Origin of the sequence: Caballeronia sp. NK8 (assembly GCF_018408855.1) — a bacterium.
GTDB lineage: Bacteria > Pseudomonadota > Gammaproteobacteria > Burkholderiales > Burkholderiaceae > Caballeronia.
Map to the genome: position 1 here is coordinate 337321 of NZ_AP024325.1, position 24341 is coordinate 361661.

The 24341-nt window shown below is 64.1% G+C and carries 21 protein-coding genes; 14 read left to right on the top strand and 7 right to left on the bottom strand.

The window, feature by feature from the left end:
- Window positions 1–2: 2 nt before the first annotated feature.
- From NK8_RS26970 to NK8_RS26980, 3 genes are read left to right on the top strand one after another with little or no spacing between them, the layout of a single operon-like run.
- The gene (locus NK8_RS26970) at window positions 3–3218 is read left to right on the top strand and encodes an efflux RND transporter permease subunit (RefSeq protein ID WP_213232781.1); all 3216 of its coding nucleotides are present in this window, start codon (window positions 3–5) and stop codon (window positions 3216–3218) included.
- Window positions 3219–3902 carry a heavy metal response regulator transcription factor IrlR gene (gene irlR, locus NK8_RS26975; protein ID WP_213232783.1) on the top strand — a complete coding sequence of 228 codons (684 nt, stop codon included), beginning with the start codon at window positions 3219–3221 and terminating at the stop codon, window positions 3900–3902.
- Window positions 3899–5299 (top strand): heavy metal sensor histidine kinase, encoded by a 1401-nt coding sequence (locus NK8_RS26980; RefSeq protein WP_213233221.1) that lies wholly within the window; start codon window positions 3899–3901, stop codon window positions 5297–5299. Before irlR ends, NK8_RS26980 begins: the two co-directional genes overlap by 4 nt.
- A gap of 29 nt (window positions 5300–5328) precedes the next feature.
- Here the strand turns inward: NK8_RS26980 and NK8_RS26985 are convergent, their stop codons facing one another.
- Window positions 5329–5628 carry a DUF4148 domain-containing protein gene (locus tag NK8_RS26985; protein WP_162070052.1) on the bottom strand — a complete coding sequence of 100 codons (300 nt, stop codon included), beginning with the start codon at window positions 5626–5628 and terminating at the stop codon, window positions 5329–5331.
- A 142-nt stretch (window positions 5629–5770) separates the two neighbouring features.
- The gene (locus NK8_RS26990; RefSeq protein WP_301549904.1) at window positions 5771–7270 is read right to left on the bottom strand and encodes a methyl-accepting chemotaxis protein; all 1500 of its coding nucleotides are present in this window, start codon (window positions 7268–7270) and stop codon (window positions 5771–5773) included.
- Window positions 7271–7544: 274 nt separating this feature from the next.
- Here NK8_RS26990 and NK8_RS26995 point away from each other — a divergent pair, with 274 nt between their 5' ends.
- Genes NK8_RS26995 through NK8_RS27005 form a run of 3 tightly spaced genes read left to right on the top strand, consistent with a single transcriptional unit; the run spans window position 7545 to window position 10466 of the window.
- Window positions 7545–8546: an FUSC family protein gene (locus NK8_RS26995; RefSeq protein WP_213232787.1), complete on the top strand. Its 1002-nt coding sequence runs from the start codon at window positions 7545–7547 to the stop codon at window positions 8544–8546.
- 22 nt (window positions 8547–8568) lie between these two features.
- Complete coding sequence (locus tag NK8_RS27000; RefSeq protein ID WP_213232789.1) at window positions 8569–9789, top strand: helix-turn-helix domain-containing protein; 1221 nt, start codon at window positions 8569–8571, stop codon at window positions 9787–9789.
- Window positions 9790–9827: 38 nt separating this feature from the next.
- Window positions 9828–10466 carry a glutamine cyclotransferase gene (locus NK8_RS27005; RefSeq protein ID WP_213232791.1) on the top strand — a complete coding sequence of 213 codons (639 nt, stop codon included), beginning with the start codon at window positions 9828–9830 and terminating at the stop codon, window positions 10464–10466.
- A 37-nt stretch (window positions 10467–10503) separates the two neighbouring features.
- Here the strand turns inward: NK8_RS27005 and NK8_RS27010 are convergent, their stop codons facing one another.
- Together NK8_RS27010 and NK8_RS43430 are read right to left on the bottom strand one after the other, a co-directional pair.
- A complete protein-coding gene (locus tag NK8_RS27010) occupies window positions 10504–10863 on the bottom strand; it encodes an STY0301 family protein (protein ID WP_213232793.1) in 360 nt (119 codons plus the stop codon).
- A complete protein-coding gene (locus NK8_RS43430) occupies window positions 10844–11098 on the bottom strand; it encodes a BPSL0067 family protein (RefSeq protein ID WP_301549905.1) in 255 nt (84 codons plus the stop codon). Before NK8_RS43430 ends, NK8_RS27010 begins: the two co-directional genes overlap by 20 nt.
- A gap of 565 nt (window positions 11099–11663) precedes the next feature.
- Between NK8_RS43430 and NK8_RS27020 the strand changes: the two genes are divergently transcribed.
- The 3 genes from NK8_RS27020 (at window position 11664) to NK8_RS27030 (ending at window position 15947) form a co-directional block, all read left to right on the top strand.
- Window positions 11664–13943, top strand: a complete 2280-nt coding sequence (locus NK8_RS27020; protein ID WP_213232797.1) for an EAL domain-containing protein — start codon at window positions 11664–11666, stop codon at window positions 13941–13943.
- 46 nt (window positions 13944–13989) lie between these two features.
- The gene (locus NK8_RS27025; protein WP_162070046.1) at window positions 13990–14643 is read left to right on the top strand and encodes a hypothetical protein; all 654 of its coding nucleotides are present in this window, start codon (window positions 13990–13992) and stop codon (window positions 14641–14643) included.
- Window positions 14644–14729: 86 nt separating this feature from the next.
- Window positions 14730–15947, top strand: coding sequence for an MFS transporter (locus NK8_RS27030; protein WP_213232799.1), 1218 nt, complete (start codon window positions 14730–14732; stop codon window positions 15945–15947).
- Here NK8_RS27030 and NK8_RS27035 read toward each other — a convergent pair.
- Entirely contained in the window at window positions 15889–16872 is a 984-nt protein-coding gene (locus NK8_RS27035) for a LysR family transcriptional regulator (protein WP_213232800.1), read from the bottom strand. The two genes, NK8_RS27030 and NK8_RS27035, sit on opposite strands and share 59 nt — an antisense overlap.
- A gap of 123 nt (window positions 16873–16995) precedes the next feature.
- Here NK8_RS27035 and NK8_RS27040 point away from each other — a divergent pair, with 123 nt between their 5' ends.
- Genes NK8_RS27040 through NK8_RS27050 form a run of 3 tightly spaced genes read left to right on the top strand, consistent with a single transcriptional unit; the run spans window position 16996 to window position 20912 of the window.
- Window positions 16996–18309, top strand: a complete 1314-nt coding sequence (locus NK8_RS27040) for an MFS transporter (RefSeq protein WP_213232801.1) — start codon at window positions 16996–16998, stop codon at window positions 18307–18309.
- 31 nt (window positions 18310–18340) lie between these two features.
- Window positions 18341–19846 carry a M81 family metallopeptidase gene (locus NK8_RS27045; protein ID WP_213232802.1) on the top strand — a complete coding sequence of 502 codons (1506 nt, stop codon included), beginning with the start codon at window positions 18341–18343 and terminating at the stop codon, window positions 19844–19846.
- Between the two features lie 40 nt (window positions 19847–19886).
- The gene (locus NK8_RS27050; protein WP_213232803.1) at window positions 19887–20912 is read left to right on the top strand and encodes an alpha/beta fold hydrolase; all 1026 of its coding nucleotides are present in this window, start codon (window positions 19887–19889) and stop codon (window positions 20910–20912) included.
- A 12-nt stretch (window positions 20913–20924) separates the two neighbouring features.
- Here the strand turns inward: NK8_RS27050 and cadR are convergent, their stop codons facing one another.
- The gene (cadR, locus tag NK8_RS27055; RefSeq protein ID WP_213232804.1) at window positions 20925–21356 is read right to left on the bottom strand and encodes a Cd(II)/Pb(II)-responsive transcriptional regulator; all 432 of its coding nucleotides are present in this window, start codon (window positions 21354–21356) and stop codon (window positions 20925–20927) included.
- 236 nt (window positions 21357–21592) lie between these two features.
- On the opposite strand from cadR, the gene NK8_RS27060 reads away from it, so the two are divergent.
- Window positions 21593–21835, top strand: coding sequence for a hypothetical protein (locus NK8_RS27060; protein ID WP_213232805.1), 243 nt, complete (start codon window positions 21593–21595; stop codon window positions 21833–21835).
- A 213-nt stretch (window positions 21836–22048) separates the two neighbouring features.
- Window positions 22049–24019, top strand: coding sequence for a PhoX family phosphatase (locus tag NK8_RS27065; protein WP_213232807.1), 1971 nt, complete (start codon window positions 22049–22051; stop codon window positions 24017–24019).
- A 67-nt stretch (window positions 24020–24086) separates the two neighbouring features.
- Here the strand turns inward: NK8_RS27065 and NK8_RS27070 are convergent, their stop codons facing one another.
- Window positions 24087–24290: a hypothetical protein gene (locus tag NK8_RS27070; protein WP_162070037.1), complete on the bottom strand. Its 204-nt coding sequence runs from the start codon at window positions 24288–24290 to the stop codon at window positions 24087–24089.
- Between the last annotated feature and the right edge of the window lie 51 nt (window positions 24291–24341).

A 24341-nucleotide genomic window follows, 5' to 3' on the forward strand; every position in this document is an offset into this window, starting at 1 on the left:
CAATGTTCGAGCGACTTGTTCGTTTCGCGATCTTTCACCGCTGGCTGGTGATGCTGGCCGTCGTCAGCGTGGCGGCGTTCGGCGTCTTCAGCTACCAGAAGCTGCCGATCGACGCGGTACCCGATATCACCAACGTGCAGGTGCAGATCAACACATCGGCGCCGGGCTACTCGCCCCTCGAGTCCGAACAACGGATCACTTATCCGATCGAGACGGCGATGGCGGGCCTGCCGAACCTGAGTCAGACGCGTTCCATCTCGCGCTATGGCCTGTCGCAAGTCACCGTCATCTTCAAGGATGGCACGGACATCTACTTCGCTCGCCAGCTCGTCAACGAGCGCATTCAAGAGGCCAGGGAAAAGCTGCCCGACGGCATCGCGCCCGCGATGGGCCCCACGTCGACCGGACTGGGCGAGATCTACCTGTGGACCGTCGAGGCGGGCTTGTCCGCTCGCAAGCCGGACGGCACGCTCTACACGCCCGCCGATCTGCGCGAGTTGCAGGACTGGGTGATCAGGCCTCAGTTGCGTAATGTGCCCGGCGTCACCGAAGTCAATTCCATCGGCGGTTATGTCAGGGAGTTTCGAATCGCGCCCAATCCCACGAAACTGATGTCATACGGATTGACGCTCGCAGATATCGTCAAGGCCGTCGAACGAAACAACGATAACGTGGGCGCGGGCTACATCGAAAAGCGCGGCGAGCAGTATCTCGTTCGCGTGCCGGGTCAGGCCGGCTCCGTCAACGACATCGCGAACATCGTGCTCACGAACGTGAGCGGCGTGCCGGTGCGCGTGAAAGACCTGGCTCAGGTCGATGCGGGCCGCGAGCTTCGCACGGGCGCCGCGACGTCGAACGGCCGGGAAGTGGTGCTGGGGACGGTCTTCATGCTGATGGGCGAGAACAGCCGGTCCGTTGCGCGTGCCGTCGCCCGCAAGATGGGCGATGTGAACCGGACCCTGCCGGCCGGCGTGCGCGCGATCCCGGTGTACGACCGGACCGTGCTGGTCGAGAAAGCGGTCAACACGGTGAAGAAGAACCTGCTCGAAGGCGCGGTGCTCGTGATCGTCATTCTGTTCATGTTCCTCGGGAACATGCGCGCGGCCATCATCACCGCGCTCGTGATTCCATTGTCGATGCTGATGACCTTCACCGGCATGGTGAACGCGAAAGTGAGCGCGAACCTGATGAGCCTCGGCGCGCTCGATTTCGGCATCATCGTGGATGGCGCCGTGGTCATCGTCGAGAATTGCGTGCGGCGTCTTGCTCACGCCCAGGCGGCAGCGGGCAGGCCGCTCACGCGGGAAGAACGTTTCGCGGAAGTGTTCGGCGCGTCGCAGGAAGCGCGCCGGGCGCTCATCTTCGGTCAGCTCATCATCATGGTGGTCTTTCTGCCCATCTTTGCGCTCACCGGCGTCGAAGGGAAGATGTTTCATCCGATGGCCGTCACCGTCGTCATGGCGCTCGCAGCGGCGATGGTGCTGACCGTCACCTTCATTCCGGCAGCGGTCGCGCTGTTCATCGGCGAGCATGTCGCGGAGAAGGAGAATCGCGTGATGGGCTGGGCGCGGCGCGCCTATGAACCGGCGCTCACGCGCTTCATGAGCCGGCCAAAGCGCGTGATGGTTGGCGCGGTCGTGATCGTCGCGGCCACGACGGCGCTTGCGACGCGCCTGGGCAGCGAGTTCATTCCGAGCCTGAACGAAGGCGATCTGGCCGTCGCCGCGCTGCGCATTCCGGGCACGAGCCTGTCGCAATCGCTGGAGATGCAAAAGAGCATCGAGCGAACGCTGAAGGAGAAAATCCCCGAGATCGACCGCGTATTCGCGCGCACCGGCACGGCGGAGATCGCCGCAGACCCCATGCCGCCAAACTTGTCTGACGCCTATGTGATGCTCAGGCTAACCGATCAATGGCCCGATCCCCGCAAGCCGCGCACCGAGCTCATCAAGGAAATCGAAGCCGTGCTCGCCACCTTGCCCGGCAACGCGTACGAGTTCTCGCAGCCGATTCAGCTGCGCTTCAACGAACTCATCTCCGGCGTGCGCAGCGACGTCGCGGTGAAGATCTTCGGCGACGACATGACCGTGTTGAGCGATACCGGCGAGAAGATCGCCGCCGCGCTGCGCAAGGTGCCGGGCGCCGCCGAAGTGAAGGTCGAGCAGACGACGGGTCTGCCCGTACTGACCATCGATCTGGTGCGCGACAAGCTGGCCCGCTATGGCATCACCGTGGCCGACGTGCAGGACACGGTCGCGGCGGCGGTGGGCGGACAGAAGGCGGGCACGGTGTTTCAGGGCGACCGGCGGTTCGACATCGTGGTGCGCCTGCCCGATGAGCTTCGCTCGGACATCGAGGCCATCAAGCGGCTGCCCATCGCGCTGCCGCCGCCCGCATCCTCCGCGCCTCGCGCGTCGATGCTTCAGGCGCCGTATGTCCCGCTCGACGAACTGGCGACGGTCACGGTCGGACCGGGCCCCAATCAGATCAGCCGCGAAGACGGCAAGCGCCGGGTCGTGGTGAGCGCCAATGTGCGCGGCCGGGACGTGGGTTCCTTTGTCGCCGAGGCACGCGAGCTGATTCAGCAGGATGTGCAGGTGCCGGCGGGATATTGGGTGTCGTGGGGCGGACAGTTCGAGCAATTGCAGAGCGCGAGCGAGCGGCTGAAGCTGGTCGTGCCGCTCGCGTTGTTCATGGTCTTCGTGCTGCTGTTCGTCATGTTCGGCAATGTAAAAGACGGGCTGCTGGTCTTCACCGGCATTCCGTTCGCGCTGAGCGGCGGGGTCGTTTCGCTGTGGCTGCGCGGCATCCCGCTCTCCATCACCGCCGCGGTCGGATTCATCGCGCTGTCGGGCGTTGCCGTGCTGAACGGCCTGGTCATGATTTCGTTCATCCGCAATCTGCGCGAAGAAGGCGCGCCGATCGACGCAGCGGTGCGGGAAGGCGCGCTGACCAGACTGCGCCCCGTTCTCATGACCGCCCTGGTCGCATCGCTCGGTTTCCTGCCGATGGCGTTCGCGACGGGAACCGGATCGGAAGTGCAGCGACCACTCGCGACGGTCGTCATCGGCGGCATTCTGTCGTCGACGGCGCTGACGCTACTGGTCTTGCCGGTGCTTTATCGTGTGTGCCATTCGATGTCGTTCAGAAGCAGCGCGCGTCGCGGTTTGACGACGCGATGGCTGCAAGACGCACGTGTCAATAAAGGAGATGTGTAAATGCGAATCCTGATTGTCGAAGACGAACAGAAAACCGGTTCGTATCTGAAGAAAGGGCTGACCGAGGCGGGATACGTCGTCGATTGGGTACAGGATGGCATCTCGGGTGAGCATCAGGCCGAATCGGAAAGCTATGACCTGCTGATCCTCGACGTCATGCTGCCCGGTCAGGACGGGTGGACGCTGCTCGAAAAGATCCGGCAGCGCCACTCGACGCCCGTTCTGTTCCTGACCGCGCGCGACGAGGTCGGCGACCGCGTGAAGGGCCTGGAACTCGGCGCCGACGACTACCTCGCCAAGCCGTTCGACTTCGTGGAACTGAGCGCCCGCATCCGCTCGGTGCTGCGCCGCGGCCAGTCGCGCGACGTCTCCACGCTTCGCGTGGCTGATCTCGAACTCGACCTGAATCGACGCAAGGCGATCCGCCGGGGCGACACGATCCTGCTGACCGCGAAAGAGTTCACGCTCCTGTGGCTGCTGATCCGTCGCGAAGGCGAAGTGCTGCCGCGCGCGACGATCGCCTCGCAGGTCTGGGACATGAACTTCAGCAGTGACACGAACGTCGTCGACTCCGCGATCCGCCGCCTGCGATCGAAGGTCGACGAGGGCTACTTTCCCAAGCTGATCCACACCGTGCGCGGCATGGGCTACGTCCTCGAATGCCGAGACGTCAACAAATGTTGATCCGGCGTTTCCTGCCCCGGACATTGCGTGCGCGGCTGACGGTCCTCATCGTTCTTTCGACGTCCGCGATTCTGACCATGAGCGGCGTGGCGCTCTATGGAGCCTTGCAAAGCCGGCTCGAATCGATGGCAGAGGAACAGATGATCAGTGCGTTGAACGCGTTGCAGTCGCACCTCGGCGAGATGCGCGACACACCCGCGATTCCGGCCAATCGCGCGCTTCTGGTCGATGAATTGCATGGGCACCGACAGATGGAGCTTGCCATTTCCGACATCGACGGACGCGGCCTGGTCACGACAGGCGGGTTCAGGTCGTATCCGTACATACGGGCAGTGGAACCGGGACAGACGCCGCGACTGGTTGCACGAGACGGGTCGACGCTCAGTTACCTCGTCGCCGATGTGTCGCTCGCAGGCGCGAATGGGCCGCATGTGCGCGTGACGATTCAATACGACCGCAGCAGCGATGTCGCCTTGCTGCGCGCTCATGCCCGCACCATCATCGTCATTCAGTTGCTGGGTGTCCTGCTCGCGGCGGCACTGGCATTCGGCATCGCGCTCGTCGGATTGAGTCCGCTTCGCCGGCTGGTGGCACGAGCCGAGCAGATGTCTTCCACGGGACTGGCTCAGCCGTTCGATGATCTCGACGCGTCGGGCGAACTCAAGGAACTGGAGCGCGCATTCAATGAAATGCTGCAACGGCTCGATGAATCATTTACCCGGTTGAGCCAGTTCTCGTCGAATCTCGCGCACGACATGCGTACGCCGCTCACCAATCTCCAGGCCGCCGCGCAGGTCGCGCTCTCGCATCCCCGCAGCGCGGCCGATTACCGGGACGTCATCGAATCGAGTATCGATGAGTATCGGCGGCTGTCGGGAATGATCGAGGATATGCTGTTTCTCGCGCGATCCGAGCGTGTCGACGCGAGCATCGTAACGGTCAGACTCGATGCTGCCGCCGAAGCGGAGCGCGTCGCGAACTACTACGAATCGATGGCGGAAGAGGCCGGCGTGGGCATCGTCGTGCAGGGGCGCGCGCAGGTCGATGCGGACCTGCTGCTGTATCAGCGGGCGCTGAGCAATCTGATATCGAATGCGCTCAGGTTTGCGCCGCGAGGCACGGTCATTCGCGTCGATTGCAATGCGTCGCCGGACTCGACGACGGTCGCCGTGTCCGACGCGGGCCCCGGCATAGAGGCTGCGCACATCGAGCGGATCTTTGAACGGTTCTACCGCGTCGACCCTGCGCGACACAATTCCGCTGCGGGAACCGGGCTTGGGCTTGCGATCGTGAGATCGATCATGGAAAGCCATGGCGGGGTGTGCCGGGTTCACAGCGAACCCGGCGTCGCCACGACGTTCTCCTTGCGTTTTCCCAGCTCGGCGCAGTGCGCGTGAATGGCGCGCATCGCGACGCGCCATCTTCGCTATTTCGTGGTCGGCGGGGTCGCCGATGCCTGGCGGCTCACGCCCTGATCGTGATGATCGGTTGCAGGCGATTTCTCGCCGCGATGAGTCGTGGCCGCGTGAACTTCCTTGTTGCGTGCGACCATCGCGTCCGTCGGCGGGTACTGGGTTTTGGTGCTCGGCGTGATCCCGTCGTGCTGGGCCTGTACCAGTTCCTGCTGGACCTGCTGACGGGACTTTTGTGCCAGTGCGGATTGAGAGATCAGGCCGAACGATATGCCCGTAATCGCGAGCACGACTGCGCTGTGAGTTGCCCTCATTGCTGTTCTCCAGGTTTCGACGCGCCAAGTGACGCGTCATGAGAGCAGTATGTAAGGTAGACAGTGCGTCAGCGTGACGCGAACATGAGAAATGCGGCGGGGACGCTTCGTTTGACAAACGGAATGCTGCGACCCCACCCCGTCACTCGTGAAGACGAAACGTCTCCACCGCCGTCCGCAAGGCCCCGGCCTGATCCTCCAGCGACTGCGCCGCCGCCGCCGCTTCCTCCACCAATGCCGCGTTCTGCTGAGTCACTTCATCCATCTGCGTGACCGCACGCGCCACCTGCTCGATGCCGCTGCTTTGCTCTTCCGATGCCGCCGCGATCTCACCCATGATGTCGGTCACACGCTGCACCGCCGTGCTTATCTCGGTCATCGTGCGGCCCGCCTCATCGACCAGCGCGGTGCCCGATTGCACGCGCTCGACCGAATCGTCGATCAGTTCCTTGATTTCCTTCGCTGCCGCCGACGAACGCTGCGCAAGCGAGCGCACTTCGCCCGCCACGACCGCGAAGCCGCGTCCTTCTTCACCCGCGCGCGCCGCTTCCACCGCCGCGTTCAACGCGAGAATGTTGGTCTGGAACGCGATGCCTTCGATGATCGTGATGATGTCCGCGATCTTCGACGAACTATGGTTGATCTCGCCCATCGTCGTCACGACTTGCGACACGACATGACTGCCCTTGCCCGCGATCTCCGATGCATTTGCCGCCAGCACGCTCGCCTGACGCGCGTTGTCGGCGTTCTGCTTGACCGTGCCGGTGAGCTCGTCCATGCTCGACGCGGTTTCCTGAAGCGCCGATGCCTGTTCTTCCGTGCGCGAGGAAAGATCCACGTTGCCCGCGGCAATCTGCTTGGTCGCGGACGCAATCGATTCGCTGCCGCCGCGCACCGTGCGAACGGTTTCGATGAGGCTCGCCTGCATGGTCGCGAGACCGTGCAGCAACTGACCCATTTCGTCGTTCGACGTCGCCTTGACGCTGCGGCGCAGATCGCCGGAAGCGATCGCATCGAACTGGGCGAGCGCCGCATCGAGCGGACGGGAGATGCGGCGGCGCAGCGAGATCCACGTATAAAAGGCCGCCGCCACGCCGATCAGAATCGCGACGATGCAGCCGATGCGGAACATGCCGAAAATTTCCTCACCTTCGTCATACGAGGCCTTGGCCTGTTCGAATTGCAGCTTGCGCAGCGCGGCGCCCGTCTTCGCGAAGTCGTTGAACGCGGCCTGCATCGCGCTCGCGTCGGCGAGGATCTTCGCCTGATCCTTCGCGCGCACGTCGGCATAACCGTCGTCGATCAGCTTTTGCAGCGCGAGACGCTGCGCGTTGAAGTTGTCCGCGAGCTGCTTTTCGCCGGGGCCTTGCGGCAGGCCGGTGTAGGTCGTCCATGCGTCGTCGGAGGTCTTGCGCATCAGCGCGCCGCGTCCGATGGCATCTTCCGCGCCCGGCGTGCCGACATTCAGCGCCGCACGGTCGAAGCTCAGGCGCTCGCGCGCCATGAACATTTCCGCATTGCCGACCGACACCGCGCTCGGCATTTCATTCGTGAAAAGGTTGTGCGTGACCGAATTGGACCGGCTCATGCCGATCAGCCCGACCATGCCGATCGCGATCAGCAGCGCGCTCAGAAGCGTCATGGCCAGGGCCAGTCGGCCTTTGATTGTGGAAAACATAGCTCTCTCAAGGTGGCTGCATCGCAGGGACGCGAGCGCGGGGGCGGCGATGCTTCGCCTGCTGCGCGGCCGATGAAACCCATCGGCTGACCTGTATAACGACCGCGCCGCGAACGCCTTTAGGAATTGCTTAAAAGCTACGAAAGGCTTACGGCGCGCGATCGCCCCCTGATTCAAGGGCTTTCGATTTGAAAACCGTTCTAAACTTCATGCGGATTCACACTCGATATGGCCGCGTATGCCCGCCGATGCGCCGCAGCAATTCCGTCTCGCCAGCGAGATCAAGGTCTGGACGCTCCTGCACGCAGCCATCGCGCTGTTGCCGTTCGTCGTGCTCGCGCTCGCGACCGGCAACGCGATATGGATGAAGGCGTCGCTGCTCGCGATCGGCGCCGTCATCGCCGAGGACAAGCTCGCGCTCAGGCCGCCCGGCGTCATCGCGTACGGGCTCGCGGTGATCGCGGGCACCTATCTGCTGCTGCTCGCCGAGCTGGTGCCTGCGTTCTTCGTCATCGCGTGCATGACGCTCGCGGCGGGCGTGATTCTGTTCGCATCGCGCGGAAAGAAGCTGCGCGCGCTCGGCAACTGGACCTTCCTTCCGGTGCTGATCCTCGCGAACGAACTGCACGGCGGTCGCACCGTCGATGCGTTGTTGCGCGAGACGCCCGCGTATCTGCCGTATCTGCTCGTGGCGCTCGTGCCCTCGGTGATTTCCGCGACGATACGCTCGCGCGGCAAGCCCGCCGCGCGCTGGTCCAATCTCGACGATTTCGGCCCGCGCGCGCCCTTCGGCGAAGATCTCGCCGCGATGCTCGCGGGCGTCGGCATCGCGGCGATGATGGTCGTGTACTGGCATATGGATCGCGCGCAATGGGTGATCTGGGGCGCGGCCAGCATCGTGACGGGCACGGTGGATACGGCGCGCGTGAAGCTGAAGCATCGCGCGTTTGGGGTGATGACGGGCGTGCCGCTCGGCATGTTGCTCGGGCGCTATGTGGTGCCGCATTCGAGCATCGCGGTGACGCTCGCGACACTCGCGGTGTTTCTCACGCTCGTCGCGTTCCAGCGCTATGTCGTCGGTTATTTCATGCGCTGCGTGTTCGTCACGCTCGCGATCATGCTGGCGAATCAGTCCACCGCCGATGCCTTCGAGCGAATCACGCATGTGCTCGCGGGCGGCGTGATCGGCATCGTGTGCGTGCTCGGCGTGCATGCGGCGGCAAGCCGTCTGTCACGATGAAGGCGGTCTTGGCGGGACGCGCATGGATTCGCTGATCACGGCGGCCGCGCGCGCGCTCGCCGCGGGCGATCCGCTCGGCGCGCTGAACCGCATCGCGCTGCGCGAGGATGCGAGCGCGCTCGCGTTGCGCGGCATCGCGATGGCACAGCTCGGCGACTTCGTGCGTGCGCGCGCGCTAGTGAAAAGCGCGGCGCGCGCGTTCGGCACGAAAGAGGCGCTGGCGCGCTCGCGCTGCATCGTCGCGGAGGCGGAGATCGCGCTGGCATCGCGCGATCTCACGTGGCCCGCGAAAGCGCTCGATCACGCACGCGCGATTCTCGACGCGCATGGCGATCATGTGAACGCCGCGCATGCGCGCTATCTGGAAGTGCGTCGCGCGCTGCTCATCGGAAGGATCGACGATGCCGCGCGTATGCTCGCCGAACTGGTTCCCGACACGCTGCCGGCAGCATCGCGCACCGCGCATGAACTGATCGCGGCGGGCATCGCGATGCGCCGTCTTCAGACCCGCGCCACGCACGCCGCGCTCGAACGCGCGACGCAAGCCGCGCGGCAGGCGGCGATTCCCGCGCTCGCCGCCGAAGTCGAGAGCGCGTGGCGCATCCTGAGCACGCCCGCGGCGCGTCTTATCGCTCAAGGGAACGAGCGCCTGCTTCGGCTTGCCGAAGTGGAGGCGCTGTTCGCATCAAATACATTCGTCGTCGATGCATGCCGTCTATGCGTGCGCGAGGACGGCACGTCGATCTCGCTCGCGACGCGCCCCGTGCTGTTCACGCTCGCGCGCATGCTCGCGCAGGCCTGGCCCGGCGATGTGCCGCGCGATGCGCTCATCCTGCGCGCGTTTCGCATCAGGGAAGCGGACGAGACGCATCGTGCGCGGCTGCGGGTCGAAATGGGCCGCTTGCGCACGCTGCTGCGCGCGCTTGCGGACATCGATGCGACGCCGCGCGGCTTCGTGCTGAAGCCGCGCCACGCGCGCGAGGTGGCCGTGCTCGCGCTGCCCGTCGAAGACGAATACGCGCCGCTGCTCGCATTGCTGTCCGATGGCGAATCGTGGTCGAGTTCCGCGCTTGCGATTGCGCTCGGCGCGAGCCAGCGCACCGTGCAGCGTTCGCTCGATGCGCTCGCCGCGAGCGGCAAGGTGCAATCGTTCGGGCGTGGCCGCGCGCGCCGCTGGACCACGCCGCCGATGCCCGGATTCACGACGGCCTTGTTACTCCCCGTCGAGCTCGCGAGTGATTAGCATGAAGTCACGATCAACGACGCACGGAGGATAACGACATGAAACGCGCAAAGGCGGAAATCATCCGCGAATACGGACCGTTTGCGGACATCGAAGGCGTGCACGGCGTGACCTGGGACGGTGAGCGTGTGTGGTTCGCCGCCGGCGACACGCTCAACGCCATCAATCCCGAGAGCGGAGAAAAGGAGCGCACGCTCAACATCGCGGCGCATGCGGGCACGGCCTTCGACGGCGAACATCTGTTCCAGATCGCCGAAGACCGCATCCAGAAGATCGATCCGAAGACGGGACACGTGCTGTCGACGATTCCCGCGCCCGGCGGCGGCGCCGATTCGGGTCTCGCGTGGGCCGAAGGCACGCTGTGGGTCGGTCAATACAACGAACGCAAGATTCATCAGGTCGATCCGGAGAGCGGCGCGATTTTGCGCACGCTCGAGTCGAATCGCTTCGTCACCGGCGTGACGTGGATCGACGGTGAACTGTGGCACGCCACCTGGGAAGGCGACGAGAGCGAACTCAGGCATATCGATCCGCAATCGGGCGAGGTCATCGAGCGGCTCGACATGCCCGAAGGCATGGGCGTATCTGGGCTCGAATCGGATGGTCAGGACCGCTTCTTTTGCGGCGGCGGGCGCACCGGCAAGGTGCGGGCCGTGCGCAAGCCCAAGCGAGGTTGAGGTCTCGATCCTTACTCGGCTCGTGAGTTTGCCTTCCTCACCTGCAACTCACATGTGCATAGTTTGTTGAATCGACTTCATAACTGCAAAAATCGATCCGCTTTTCGATGATGAACTTACGGGTTTGTCCGTCGAGGTACGCGCACTGGATGTTGATTTCTCTGCCCTTGTCGTACACGTATGAAAGCTTGCTCCAGAAGCCGTGGACGCTATCTCCCGACTCCGCCATCAAGGAGATTTTGTCAGCGGGAGGGCCGTCAAATATTTGGAAATAGCCTGGTTGCGTGTCCTCGATGACCGGGCAGTCGAATTGCATTGCGTTCGCGCCCTTGCAGGCGATGGAAAACCAAAGGGCAAATGTTAATGCAGTGCAAATCTTATTTGCGTTCCACGACATAAAATTCGTTTCCGTCATTAGCGGGGAGTGGATTTGCGAACAACAAAGTGCGCTCGCCGATGGGCTTGTTTGGTGTTACGTACTGATCCCAGACTACAAGGCCGCCGCTGACCTGCCGGACGAAGATCGCTGCATGCATGACCGTTCCATCGTCGTTGAAGCGCGCAATCACGGTCCCCTCAGAAATATACCGGTTGTCTTTGACGCGCGCCCCTTTCTTCCACGCCGTTGACACCGGCAGTCCTGGCGTAACTGTTTGTACGTATCCTACGCACCCTCCGCAGAAATCTGGCCATCCCTGAGTCTCTTTGGGAGGAGGCTTATGTCGCTCGAATGGTCCGAGTCTAGAGGAGGGGACGCAGACAAAGTGGCTTTCCGGAGCAGCGGCATTATCACGATAACTTCTGCTGACAAATGGCATCGAATTATTTTGTGTTGTTGAATTTTTCAAAGTGGCGCGAATTGCACTACTGAGTAAATATATGGGTGGCATTCACTAATTAGTATAGTTAAGTAACGATGTATTGACGTAGGTCAAGGGGAAGAAAATTCTTGTCAGCGGCGCGAGCCATGTTGAGATTTTTTACGAGGCACCAAGATCTGTTGGCGCCGAAATCGGGCGCGCGCAGCAGTCGGTCATGGGTGGCCGACGGAAGGCGTCGCTTCCGCTAGGGCACGCTGAGATGCCGTGTCTGTCCGTTGACCTGGAAAGTCGCGCCATGCAAGAACGGTCACTAAAGACTTCCGCTGCCTGGCCGATAAACACCGATACAAGCAATCAGCGCAACAGGGCCACAGCGGTGCAGAGCAAAGCGACCGATTTCCTCGGAATCATCGGCGAGAACGTCGCCAGGAACTTGCCGTACATCGAACACGCGCGCCGTTTCGATGGGCTCGGTCTCGCTCCGCTCGCCGTGCTTCTCGCCGCGTGCGGCACCTTTTTCGTGCCGCTGCCGTGGAACGTGCTGCTCGCAGCGCTCGTGATCGGCGCGACGATCGTCGTGCATCGGATGCAGGAGGCGAACCGCAAGATTTTCGTCGCGCGGCAGGTCGCGAACGGGCTGCTTTCCATCGCCGAGGATTGCCTCAAGCTGCTGTCGCTCGAAGGCCGCATCATGTGCATTTCCGAGGTCGGCCGCGGCCTCATCGAAGCTGACTGCGCGGACGATCTCGTCGGTCTCGACTGGCTCGCGCTATGGGACGGCCCCGACGCGCGGCAGGCGTTCGAGCGCGCGAAGGCGGGTGAGTCGACGTCGTTTTCCGGCGCGTGCCGCACCATGAACGGCAAGCTCAAATGGTGGACGTCGACCTTCGCGCCCGTCTACGGCGAGCACGGCAAGGTCACGGCCGTGCTGTGCAAGTCGCGCGACATCACGGCGGAGGTGGATCTCATCGACGAGTTGCGCGGCAACGCGCGCGTGCAGAAGGACATGGAAGATCACGTCGACGCCGTCTTCTGGACCGCGACGCACGATTTCCGCGAGCTTCTGCACGTGAGTTCGGCGTTCCAGCGCATGTGGGAAATGCCGATGTCCGCGCTCGAAGCCGATCAGACCGCCTGGTCGCAACGCGTGCATCCCGACGATCTGCCCGCATTGCGCGACGAAATGCGTACGGCGGTGAACACGGGCGCGGCGACGCAGAGCTACTTCCGCCTCTGTCTGCCGCTCGACCGCACGCGCTGGGTGCGCGCGGACATCTACCCGGTAATCGAAGAAGGCGCGGTGTCGCGCGTCGTGAGCGTGTGCGTCGACGCCACCGACGAGCGCCAGCGCCTGCAGGAACTGCATCGGCTCGCGAATACCGACAGCCTCACCGGCCTCAGCAACCGCAACGCGATGATGGAAGCGCTGTTGAAGCGCTGCGAATCGGGTGCGCCGTTCGCGTACCTGTTCATCGATATCGACCGCTTCAAGTCGATCAACGACACGGCCGGCCATATCGCCGGCGACGCGGTGCTGCGCACCATCGCGCGGCGCATTCAGGAGACGCTGCCGGAAGACGCGGTGGCCGCGCGTCCGGGCGGGGATGAATTCACGGTGATCCTGCCGGGCACGTTCGATCAGGAGAGTATCGCGCGGGCGTGCCGCAAGCTCTCGCTCGCGTGTCATCGTCCGATCAAGATCGACTGCAAGAGCCTGACGATGACATGCTCGATCGGCGTCGCGCTGTATCCGGAGCACGGACGCACGCCCGAAGCGCTTTTCATCAGCGCCGACATGGCGATGTATGCCGCGAAGCGCGCCGGCCGCAACACGTTCCGCGTGTTCGGCGATCGCGAGAAGGACGATCTCGCGCGCGCGCATCTCGAAGCGGAACTGCACGGCGCGATCCGCGAGAATCAGTTCGTGCTGCATTATCAGCCGCAATATCGTGTCGATTCGGGTGAGCTCGTCGGCGTGGAGGCCTTGCTGCGCTGGAATCATCCGCAGCTCGGGCTGCTCGCGCCCGGCGCATTCGTGCCGGTGCTGGAGGAAAGCGCGCTCATCGCCGAGGCGGGGCATTGGGTCATCCGCGAGGCGGTGCTGGCGGCGTCGCAACTCGCGCTCGCGCTGCCAGCGGCATGCTCGGTCGCGGTCAACGTGTCGCCGAAGCAGTTTCGCGACCCGCGCCTCGTGTCCGTGCTGCGGCACGCGATCAGGCGTGGCGGCATCGATTCGGGCCGCATCACGCTGGAAATCACGGAGTCGGCGCTGATCGACAATGTCGACCACGCGCAGGACGTGCTGTCCAACGTCCGCGCGATGGGCGTGCGCATCGCCATCGACGATTTCGGCACGGGCTATTCGAGCCTCAGCTATCTCGCGCGGTTCCGGCCGGACGTGCTGAAACTCGACAAGTCCTTCGTCGACAATATCGCGACCGACGTGATGGTTCGCACGGTCGTCGAAGGCGTGATCGATCTCGCGCACAAGCTCGGCGTGACGGTCGTCGCGGAAGGCGTCGAGACGCGCGAGCAACTCGACCTGCTGCGCGAGGCGCGCTGCGACAAGGTGCAGGGCTTCCTGCTGAGCCGTCCGGTCCGGCTGGAAAGCCTGATGGAGCAGGCGCACGCGCAGGAAGCCGCGACGCTGCGCTGACGCGCGTATCATCGCGGCATTCGCGCATGCGAGCCGGAGACAATCGATGAAAACATCATCCTTAAGCGTTTCACTGGCGGTGCTCGGCTGCGCGATCAGCACGCTCGCGCTCGCCGACGCCGCGCCGCCGTGTCCAGGCGTGAACGAGGCCAACGCAGGCAGGCTGGTTCAGGTGCGCGACTTCACGCCGGTGAGCCAGCAAAGCAGCGCGTCGCATTTTCCCGGCTCGCGGCTGCGCGCCGCGCGCAATTCGATGAAGGTCGATCAGAACGCATCGGCGCTGGCGGACGGCATCGTCAAGGCGCTCAACGCGAAGGGCATCGGCGCGTGCCATGTGACGGCGCAATCGTCGCCGCCCGGCTCGGGCTGGCTCGTCACCGGCGAGTTCGACGAAACGCTGTCGACGGGACTCGGCGCCGGATTGCCGTCGATGGGTTCGTCGGGGAAGGACGCGCCCAACACGCACGTCACCGTGCAGCTTGCCGATCTCGCGGCGAGCCCGGACGCGCCGCTCACGCAGATCGACACGAGCAGCGAGCTGAAAGGACAGAAGTCGGCGGCCGCACCCAAGCCTTACGGCGCGGCGGCGCGCTTCGTCATCAACACGGCCGAATCGATCTCGTCGCTCGACGATCTCGCGGCGAAGATCGCCGATCAGATCGCGGCGGAAAAGGCGAAGCTCGAAAGCGGCGCGCAATAACGCGAATCACGGCGCAAGAACTGGAGTGCCGGCACGCGCCGTATCCGTGACGATGAGCCATCTCATCACGTCACGGAGCCACTTCGATGCGCTTTCCTGCTTCTTTTCAGCGCCTTGCCTGGTCGAATCTGCTGGCGCAATCGGCGGAGCAGATCGGCCTTGCCGCCGCGCCGCTCGCCGCCGTGTTCGCGCTCGGCGCGTCCGCGGTCGATATCGGCCTGTTGCAGAGCGCGCAGACGCTGCCGTTCCTGTTGCTGTCGATGCCGCTCGGCGTGATCGCGGACCGCCGCTCGCGCCGCGCGCTGATGACGGTGGCCGAATGCGCCCGCGCGCTCGCGATGCTCTGCGTGTTGCTGCTCGTGCTGTCGCACGCGTTGACGCTGCCGCTGCTCGCGATCCTCGGCTTTCTCGGCGCGACCGGCACGGTGGCCTACAACGTCGCCGCGCCTGCGCTCGTTCCGGCGCTGGTCGAGCGGGGCGCGCTGCCGGCCGCCAACGGCCGGATCGAACTGGCGCGCAGCGTCGCGTATTCGGCGGGGCCGGCGCTGGGCGGGCTGCTCGTCGGATGGATCGGCGCGGGATGGGCGTACGGTTGCGCGGCGGGGCTGTCGGCATCGGCGGCGATGCTGCTCGCGGGTTTGCGCGAACCGCCACGCCAGCGCGCCGCCGCGCGTCATTTCCTGACGGAGTTGCGCGAGGGCGCGCGCTTCGTCGCCCGCGACGCGCTGCTGCGCCCGATGCTCGCCACCGCCGTGTTCTTCAACCTCGGCTTCTTCACGTTGCAGTCGGTCTATGTGCCGTACGCGGTGCAGCGGCTTGGCTTGAGCGCGTCGGCGGTCGGCGTGACGCTCGGCGCGTACGGCGTCGGCATGGTATGCGGCGCGCTGGCCGCGCCCGTGGTCGCGCGGCGCATCGCCTTTGGCCGCATGTTGCTGGTCGGGCCGTTCTGCGGGCTCGCCGCATCGCTCGCAATGGTCGCGACGCTCGCCGCGCCGTCATTCTGGCTCGCGGCGTCGAGCTTCTTCCTGCTGGGCGTGGGACCGATTCTGTGGACCGTCGGCTCGACGACGCTGCGCCAGGCCATCACGCCCGCGACCATGATGGGCCGCGTCTCGGCGCTCAACAGCACGGCGACGTACGGCGCGCGGCCGCTCGGCGCGCTGCTCGGCGCGGCGATCACCGCGCGCTACGGCATGGGGCCGTGCCTCGTCGCGGCGGCGGCGGGGTTCGTGGTGCAGGCGTGGATCATCGCGGTTTCTCCGGCGGCGCGTCTCGCCGAGGTGCCCGAAGGCGCGCTCGTTTGACGCTCGCCGTGGGCGGATGAGCAAACATCGGCATGCGTTTGAGAATCCAGTCGAGCAATTCCTGCGGTCCCGCCGCGAGTGGCCGCCCGGTCTTCACGAGCAACTTTGCCTGCGCGCTTTCGAACAGCGGATGCGCGATCGGAATCGTCGTCAGCTCGCCGCTCGCCAGTTCGCGATACGCGGCGAACTCGCCGATCAGCGTCATGAAATTTTCCGCAGCGACGAAGCGCTTCAGCGCGCCGAGCGAGTTCGTCGTGAGCGTCGGGCGGATCGCGAGATTGTCGGTCGTCTCCAGCATCTTCACGACATGGCCGATGCCGAAGGTCGGCGGCATCAGCGCGAGCGGATAGTCGAGCAGATCGCGAATCGTCGCGACGCCGCCGCGCCGCGCCAGCGGATGATCGCGCCGCGCAAGCAGCACGACCGGCTGCGGCGAGCTCGCGCGAATTTCGATGCGCTCGTGCGGCGGCGGGTTGTACGCCAGCCCGATATGCGCGCGGCTCTGCGCGACTTCTTCCAGCAGGTCGTCGACGGCGAGCATCTGCACGTCGATTTCGAGGCGCGGATAGCGCGCGCAGAACGGCGCGAGCACGTCGTCGACGAGGGTATCGACATAACCTTCGCTCACCGCGAGCCGAATCTGGCCCTGCTGCAAACCCTTCAGCGCGTGCAACTGGTCTTCGAGCTTTTCCTGCTGCGAGCGGTAGCCGCGCCAGAATTCGAGCAGATGAAACGCCGCCTCGGTCGGCCGCACGCCGCGCGGTTCGCGCTCGAACAGCGTCGTGTCGAGTTCGTCTTCGAGCAATCTGATCTGCCGCGCGATCACCGAAGGCGACGTATTCAGATGGTCCGCCGCGCCGCGAATCGTGCCGTGCGACAGCACTTCCTGAAAATAGCGCAGCCGTTGCTGATTGATTTCCCGCATGGTCATTGTCTCCGTGTTGCTCACAGAGCAACGATACGTGAACTTAGTTGCTCTTGCTCGCACAGTCGCACGCGCTCAACATGGCCTTACCCGAAGACGGGGGAGACAAACCAGGAGACGCGGATGTCGACGATACAGACCCTGCGAGGCGGCGATGCCGTTTCGGCGCTCTACAACAGAATCAACTGGCGGCTCCTGCCGCTGCTCATCGTGTGCTACATGTTCGCGTATCTGGACCGCGTGAACGTGGGTTTCGCGAAACTTCAGATGCAAAGCGATCTCGGCTTTTCCGATGCAGCGTACGGCGTCGGCGCCGGGATTTTCTTCATCGGCTATGTGCTGTTCGAATTGCCGAGCAACCTGATGCTGCCGAAGATCGGCGCGCGCCTCACGTTCAGCCGCATTCTCGTGCTGTGGGGCATCACGTCGGCGTGCATGCTGTTCGTGCACAACGTGCCAGCGTTCTATGCGATGCGCTTTCTGCTCGGCGTGTTCGAAGCGGGCTTCGCGCCCGGCATGATCTATTACCTGTCGTGCTGGTACGGGCCGAAGCGCATGGCCCGCGCGATCGCGCTCGTGTTCGTCGCGGGGCCGCTCGGCGGTGTCGTCGGCGGGCCGCTTTCGGCGTGGCTGATTTCGTCGCTCGCGGGTGTCGGCGGCCTGGCGGGATGGCAGTGGATGTTTCTCGTCGAAGGCCTGCCGTGCATCGCGCTCGGTGCGCTCGTGTGGCGCGTGCTCGCAAACCGTCCGGCCGATGCGCGCTGGCTCACGCAGGACGAACAGCGCCTCGTCGAAGCGGAAGTCGGCGGTCATGGCGGGACGTCGCATCGTATCGATTCGTTCAGGGAAATCGCGAAGAATCCGCGCATCTATCTGCTGGCGATCGCGTACTTCTGCATCATCTTCCCGATCTACGCGATCAGCTTCTGGCTGCCGACGCTCATCAAGGAGCAGGGTGTCAGCGACACGATTCGCCTCGGCTGGTATGCCGCGATTCCGTATGTCGCCGCCGCGATCGCGATGTACGCCGCCGGACGGCGCTCCGACAAGGTCGGCGAGCGCCGCTATCACTGCGCGCTGCCCGCGCTCGGCGCCGCCGCGCTGCTGGTGATGACGCCGTATGCATCGGGCAATCTCGTCGCGACGCTCACGCTGCTCACGCTCGCCACGGCTTGCATGTGGATGGCCTACACGGTCTTCTGGGCGATTCCGTCCGAAACGATTGCCGGCCCGGCCGCGGCGGGCGGCATCGCGCTCATCAACACGATCGGTCTGTCGGGCGGCTTCTGGGGCCCGGCGGTGATCGGCTGGGTCAAATCCGCGACCGGCAGCACCAACGGCGGCCTGGTCGTGATGGCGTGCATGGCGGCGCTCTCATGCGTGCTGATTCTGGCGAACCGCCAAACCGCTGCCGCCGCCAGGGCGCGCACGGCCTGAATCTCAATCGATATTCATAAGGATGACGAACATGAAGATCCTGATCGCTGGATTCCAGCACGAAACGAACACCTTCGCGCCGACCAAGGCGAGCTACCAGAGCTTCATTCAGGGCGAAGGCTTCCCGCCGATGGCGCACGGCGACGATGTACTGAAGCTGCGCGACGTGAACGTGCCGATCGGCGGTTTCATTCAGTGGGCCGAGGCGCAAGGACATGAACTCATACCGGTGATCTGGGCGGGCGCGAGCGCATCGGCGCATGTGACGAAGGATGCGTATGAGCGCATCGCAGGCGCGATCGTCGAGCGCGTGCAGCAGGGCGGCTTCGATGCGATCTATCTCGATCTGCACGGCGCGATGGTGACCGAACATCTCGACGATGGCGAAGGAGAGCTGCTGGCGCGCGTGCGCAATATCATCGGCGAAGACCTGCCGCTGGTTGTCTCGCTCGATCTGCATGCGAACGTCACCGCGCGCATGGTTGCGCTCGCGGATGCGCTCGTCGCGTATCGCACGTATCCGCACGTCGACATGGCCGAGACCGGTTTGCGCGCGGCGCATCTGCTTGCGCAGCGCATCGCGCACGGCAAGCCTTTGACGCGCGCGATGCGCCGCGTCCCGTTCCTGATTCCGGTGAACGGCATGTGCACGCTCGTCGAACCCGCGCGCGGCATGTACGGCATGCTCGAATCGCTTGAAAGGGAAGTCGTGTCGCTGTCGTTCGCGCCGGGGTTTCCCGCATCGGATTTCGATGAATGCGGTCCCGTTTTCTGGGGCTACGCGCTCGATCAGGATGCTGCGGACAAGGCGGTCGACGCGCTCTACGCGCAGCTCGTGAACGACGAAGCGCGCTGGGACGTGCCGTTCCTTTCGCCCGACGAAGCCGCGCTTGACGCGATCGACGCGAGCCGCGATGCGACGAAGCCCGTGATCATCGCGGATACGCAGGACAATCCGGGCGTCGGCGGCGATTCGAACACGATGGGCATGGTCCGCGCGCTTCTGCGCAACGGCGCGCGCGATGCGGCCGTGGGCGTCATCTGGGACGAGCAGGCGGCGCGTGCGGCGCATCGCGCGGGCGTCGGCGCGCGCATCCGGCTCGCGCTGGGCGGTGGGTCGAACGTGCCGGGCGATTCGCCGCTTGAAGGCGAGTTCGAAGTCGAGTATCTGTCGGACGGGCGCTTTCGTTTCGACGGGCCGATGCTCAACGGCATGTCGGGCGAACTGGGACCGACCGCGTGCCTGCGCATCGACGGCGTGCGTATCGCGGTGAGCAGCATCAAGATGCAGGTGTTCGACCGCAATCTGTTTCGCGTCGCGGGCATCGAGCCCGAGCGCATGAAGATTCTGGTGAACAAGAGCTCGGTGCATTTTCGCGCCGACTTCGAGCCGATCGCGCATCGCATACTGGTCGCGAAAGCGCCCGGCCCGATGGCCGCCGATCCCGCCGATCTGCCGTGGCGTCGTCTCGATGCGCGCATGCGCGTGCGGCCGATGGGCCCGACGCTCGCGGCGCTGCGGGCGTCGGCTGCGTGAGATGATTTCATCGAATACATCGAACAAGGAGAAGCACAACATGCCGGATGATCAGATCAACGCGTGGCGACGCCGCTTTCTCGGCACAGCGATCGCCAGTGTCGGCGCCATGCAGCTTGGGTTGAGCGACCTGGTTCGCGCTCAAACGACGCAACGATCGTCGAGCGCGGGCTTTGCCGAGATTCGCCAGATCGACGCGGGCACGCTCAATGTCGGCTATGCGGAAGCGGGGCCGGCGAACGGCCCGGCGGTGATCCTGCTGCACGGCTGGCCCTATGACATTTACAGCTTTGCCGACGTCGCGCCGATCCTCGCGGCGCAGGGTTATCGTGTGATCGTGCCGTATCTTCGCGGCTACGGCTCGACCCGTTTCCTCTCCGCCGATACGCCGCGCAACGGTCAGCAGGCGGTGGTCGCGGTGGACATCATCGCGCTCATGGATGCGCTGAAGATCCAGAAGGCGACACTCGGCGCGTTCGACTGGGGCGCGCGCACCGCGAACATCATCGCGGCGCTGTGGCCCGAGCGCGTCAGGTCGATGGTGTCGGTGAGCGGCTATCTGATCGGCAGCCAGCAGGCGAATCGCGCGCCCTTGCCGCCCAAGGCCGAGTTCGCGTGGTGGTATCAGTTCTATTTCGCAACGGAGCGCGGCCAGGCGGGCTATGAGTCGAACCGTCACGATTTCAACAAGCTCATCTGGCAACTCGCATCGCCGAAATGGAATTTCGATGACGCGACCTATGACCGTTCGGCGAAATCGTTCGAGAATCCTGATCACGTCGCGGTGGTGATTCACAACTATCGCTGGCGTCTCGGGCTCGTGCAGGGTGAGGCGCAATACGACGCGCTCGAACAGCGTCTCGCCGGCGCACCGACGATCGGCGTGCCGACCATCACGATGGAAGGCGATGCCAACGGCGCGCCACATCCCGATCCCTCCGCGTATGCGAAGAAGTTCACGGGCAAGTACAGGCATCGCAACGTCGCGGGCGGCATCGGCCACAATCTGCCGCAGGAGGCGCCCAAGGCATTCGCCGATGCGGTGATCGAAGCCGACCGCATGTAAGCGCGAACGACGCTACGAGAGATGCGATTTCTTCTGCCTGCGTCCGGGCGTCTTGCGCGATGTCAGTTCGTGCATGATTCCGCACGAATCGACCGCGCGCTCGCCGCGGCATTTCTTGCGCAATGCGTTGAGCTGGTCGCGTAGCTTGATCAATTCGTCGATGCGCATGCCGACACGGCAGATATGCGCTTCGACGAGCGCATTGATGGCGCAGCAACTCGACGCGTTCGCCTCCGAAGCCTGAAGCAGCGCGCGCACTTCGTCGTGCGTCATGTCGAGCTCGCGACAATTTCTGATCAGACGCAGGCGCTCGACATGCGTTTCGTCATAGGTCCGGTAGTTGGCTTCCGTCCTTCCGGCTGGCGGAAGCAGGCCTTCTCGTTCGTAAAAGCGAATCGTATCGGGCGTGCAATTCGTGATGCGCGCCAGTTCCCCAATTTTCATCTCGACTTCCTTCTTGACCCTGGAGCCGCTCCAAGGTGTTTACTTGTCATAGTGTCAAGAAAACGGAATCAGTATGTTGCGTCCCGGGAGTATCGGCAAGCCCGGATCGAACAAGAGAAGTTTTCAAATTCGAAATGATTTAAAGGAATACGAAGCAAATAATAAAACCTTCATCGCCGGGCTTCGGGTGCTGCACAAGCGCTTCATCTAAAGACATCAAGAAAAAAGGGGAAATCATGAACTTGCTGCGCAAGCTGTTTGGCATCGAGCACGACGGCGGCCGGTACCGTCGCCGCCGGAACGGGAAGGGATACGACCAGCGTTATCGCGCAGACGATTACGACGAACGATGGGACCGTCATCCCGGCTCGATTCCGCCGATGCCGCCCGATCTGATCTGCCCGAAATGCCGCAAGTCCAATCCGCCTGGGACGCCCGTATGCAAGCAATGTGATACGCCGCTGGGCGGAAATCGGTGAGACGCGTGGTGCGGCGGGCCAGCACCCGCGCCACAGGTTCGCGATCTGACCGTGCTTTCAACACATAAACAGAATAATTACGTAAGTTTGTCAAAATGGTTTCACATTGATTTCCTAGAGTAGCGCGTCATCCGGAATATCAGGCCGCAATGGTCTGAAACGACCACTTCCATCGCCGGTATGTCACCCACAATCAAGGAATCGAAACCACACATGGCGCAGCCACTCGACCTCTCCCGCCGCAAGGCACTGAAGATCCTTGCCGGCGCACCGATGCTGCCGCTCGGCGGCACCGCCGTAGCGTCTCTGCTCACGGCTTGCGGCGGCAGCGACAGCAACGCGGCCACGCCCACGCCCGCAGCGACGGCCGCGTTCACCACGGCCACGTTCACCGGCATGGCCGCGCCGACGCTCGCCGCGCCCGACGCGATGGCCCGGACCACCGTCGCCTCGACGCTGACCGCGAACTTCAGCGACGGCAGCAGCCGCGCGTACAAGCTCGCGTATCAGCCGTTCTTCATGACCGGCGACACGGTGCCGAACACGACGGGCGGCACGATCGTCGCGGGCGGCTACTTCGATATCGACAATCAGCCGATCATCGACCGTTCGGCTGCGGGCAAGGAACGTCAGTTCTTCTCGGACTGCCCGGACGGCACGTCGCTCATCAAGCTCGACAATCCCACGGTGAAGGGCGTGAAGGGCAACACCGTGTTCGCGGTCGTGCAGTTCGAATACACCACGCGCGACCAGAGCGCGGCCAGCATGTACGGCCGCCTGCCGTCGCCGATCGCCGTGCTCACGCTCGATCAGGACGCAGCGACCGGCAAGCTCTCACTCGTGAGCTACGCGAACGTCGATACGTCGAAGGCGCACGGCCTGTGGATCACCTGTGGCGCGAGCCTGTCGCCGTGGAACACGCATCTGTCGAGCGAGGAGTACGAGCCGGACGCGGCGCTGGCATCGAGCGACGCGCAGTTCAAGGCATACAGCCGCAATCTCTACGGCGACGAAACGAAGGCGCGTCCGTATCACTACGGTCATATTCCGGAAGTCACCGTGCATCCCGACGGCACTGGCACGATCCAGAAGCACTATTGCCTCGGCCGCATCTCGCACGAGCTGATTCAGGTCATGCCCGACAAGCGCACCGTCATGATGGGCGATGACGCCACCAACGGCGGCGTCTTCATGTTCGTCGCGGACAAGCAGGCGGATCTTTCGGCCGGCACGCTGTACGTCGCGAAGTGCGCGCAGACATCGTCGGCGGGCGCGGGTTCGGCCACGCTGACATGGCTCAATCTCGGTCACGCGACGAGCGATGAAATCGAGAACCTCGCCAACACGCTGACGATCACCGACATCATGGACGTCGTCACCGACGAAAAGGTCGGCCCGACGCTGGACGCGAGCTACACGCGCATCCACTTCGGCGGCAAGTTCAACTGGATTCGCATCAAGCCCGGCATGGAGAAGGCAGCCGCGTTCCTGGAGACGCATCGCTATGCCGCGCTGCGCGGCGCGAGCATGTGCTTCACGAAGCTCGAAGGCACGACGGTCAACGCGAAGGACAAGATCGTCTACTCGGCGATGTCGCAGATCGTCAAGTCGATGGTGAAGGGCGACGCGCATTCGACCGACATCAAGCTCGACAAAGCCATCACCGCCGGCGCGGTCTACGCGTTCAACCTGAAGGGCGGCCAGCGCGATCTCGCGGGCGCGGCGATCGACAGCGAATGGGTGCCGGTCGACATGGCCGCGCCTGCTGCGCTGGTCGGCGAAGACATCGCGGCCGACGCGCTCGGCAATCTCGCGAACCCGGAGCGTATCGCGAATCCGGACAACCTCAAGTTCTCGGAGAAGCTGCGCACGCTGTTCATTGGCGAGGACAGCGGCGCGCACGTCAACAACTTCCTGTGGGCGTACAACGTCGATACGAAGTCGCTGACGCGCATCCTGTCGGCGCCCGCGGGCGCGGAATCGACGGGCCTGCACGCGGTCGACGAGATCAACGGCTGGACCTACATCATGAGCAACTTCCAGCACGCGGGCGACTGGGAAAGCGCGCTGCACGGCAAGGTGCAGTCGACGCTCGATCCGCTCATCCGCGCGAACTACAAGGATCGCTTCGGCGCGGCGGTGGGTTATCTGACCGCTGATCCGGCTTCGATCAAACTGGGCTGACGATGTGACGACGCCGCGAACGAAAGTCGCGGCGTCGTTTTTTTGGCTCGTGACGGCACGCGTGCAATCAGCAGCGCCGCTCGCAGTCGATATATTCGAAGCCCGCCGCGATCGCGTAGCGGATCGCTTCTTCGACGTTCGCGAACTCGCCCGGCAGTCTCACGGAACGTTCCATCCCGTTCAAATCCTGGATTCGCGCCGTTGCGGCAAACACATTGCCCTGCCGGACCGCTGCCGGCGTGACCATCATGTCCCTGTAGCTGAAGACCATTTCTCTCTCTGTCGGATGTCGTCGGTCCCCGGCGTGCGGCGCCGGGGCACT

Bases quoted from the DNA above. Each gene is read 5' to 3' on its own strand.
- NK8_RS26970 (WP_213232781.1), top strand. From the start codon at position 3: ATGTTCGAGCGACTTGTTCGTTTCGCGATCTTTCACCGCTGGCTGGTG.
- irlR (WP_213232783.1), top strand. From the start codon at position 3,219: ATGCGAATCCTGATTGTCGAAGACGAACAGAAAACCGGTTCGTATCTG.
- NK8_RS26985 (WP_162070052.1), bottom strand. From the start codon at position 5,628: ATGAGGGCAACTCACAGCGCAGTCGTGCTCGCGATTACGGGCATATCG.
- NK8_RS26990 (WP_301549904.1), bottom strand. From the start codon at position 7,270: ATGACGCTTCTGAGCGCGCTGCTGATCGCGATCGGCATGGTCGGGCTG.
- NK8_RS26995 (WP_213232787.1), top strand. From the start codon at position 7,545: ATGCCCGCCGATGCGCCGCAGCAATTCCGTCTCGCCAGCGAGATCAAG.
- NK8_RS27000 (WP_213232789.1), top strand. From the start codon at position 8,569: ATGGATTCGCTGATCACGGCGGCCGCGCGCGCGCTCGCCGCGGGCGAT.
- NK8_RS27005 (WP_213232791.1), top strand. From the start codon at position 9,828: ATGAAACGCGCAAAGGCGGAAATCATCCGCGAATACGGACCGTTTGCG.
- NK8_RS27010 (WP_213232793.1), bottom strand. From the start codon at position 10,863: ATGTCGTGGAACGCAAATAAGATTTGCACTGCATTAACATTTGCCCTT.
- NK8_RS27025 (WP_162070046.1), top strand. From the start codon at position 13,990: ATGAAAACATCATCCTTAAGCGTTTCACTGGCGGTGCTCGGCTGCGCG.
- NK8_RS27030 (WP_213232799.1), top strand. From the start codon at position 14,730: ATGCGCTTTCCTGCTTCTTTTCAGCGCCTTGCCTGGTCGAATCTGCTG.
- NK8_RS27035 (WP_213232800.1), bottom strand. From the start codon at position 16,872: ATGCGGGAAATCAATCAGCAACGGCTGCGCTATTTTCAGGAAGTGCTG.
- NK8_RS27040 (WP_213232801.1), top strand. From the start codon at position 16,996: ATGTCGACGATACAGACCCTGCGAGGCGGCGATGCCGTTTCGGCGCTC.
- NK8_RS27045 (WP_213232802.1), top strand. From the start codon at position 18,341: ATGAAGATCCTGATCGCTGGATTCCAGCACGAAACGAACACCTTCGCG.
- NK8_RS27050 (WP_213232803.1), top strand. From the start codon at position 19,887: ATGCCGGATGATCAGATCAACGCGTGGCGACGCCGCTTTCTCGGCACA.
- cadR (WP_213232804.1), bottom strand. From the start codon at position 21,356: ATGAAAATTGGGGAACTGGCGCGCATCACGAATTGCACGCCCGATACG.
- NK8_RS27060 (WP_213232805.1), top strand. From the start codon at position 21,593: ATGAACTTGCTGCGCAAGCTGTTTGGCATCGAGCACGACGGCGGCCGG.
- NK8_RS27065 (WP_213232807.1), top strand. From the start codon at position 22,049: ATGGCGCAGCCACTCGACCTCTCCCGCCGCAAGGCACTGAAGATCCTT.
- NK8_RS27070 (WP_162070037.1), bottom strand. From the start codon at position 24,290: ATGGTCTTCAGCTACAGGGACATGATGGTCACGCCGGCAGCGGTCCGG.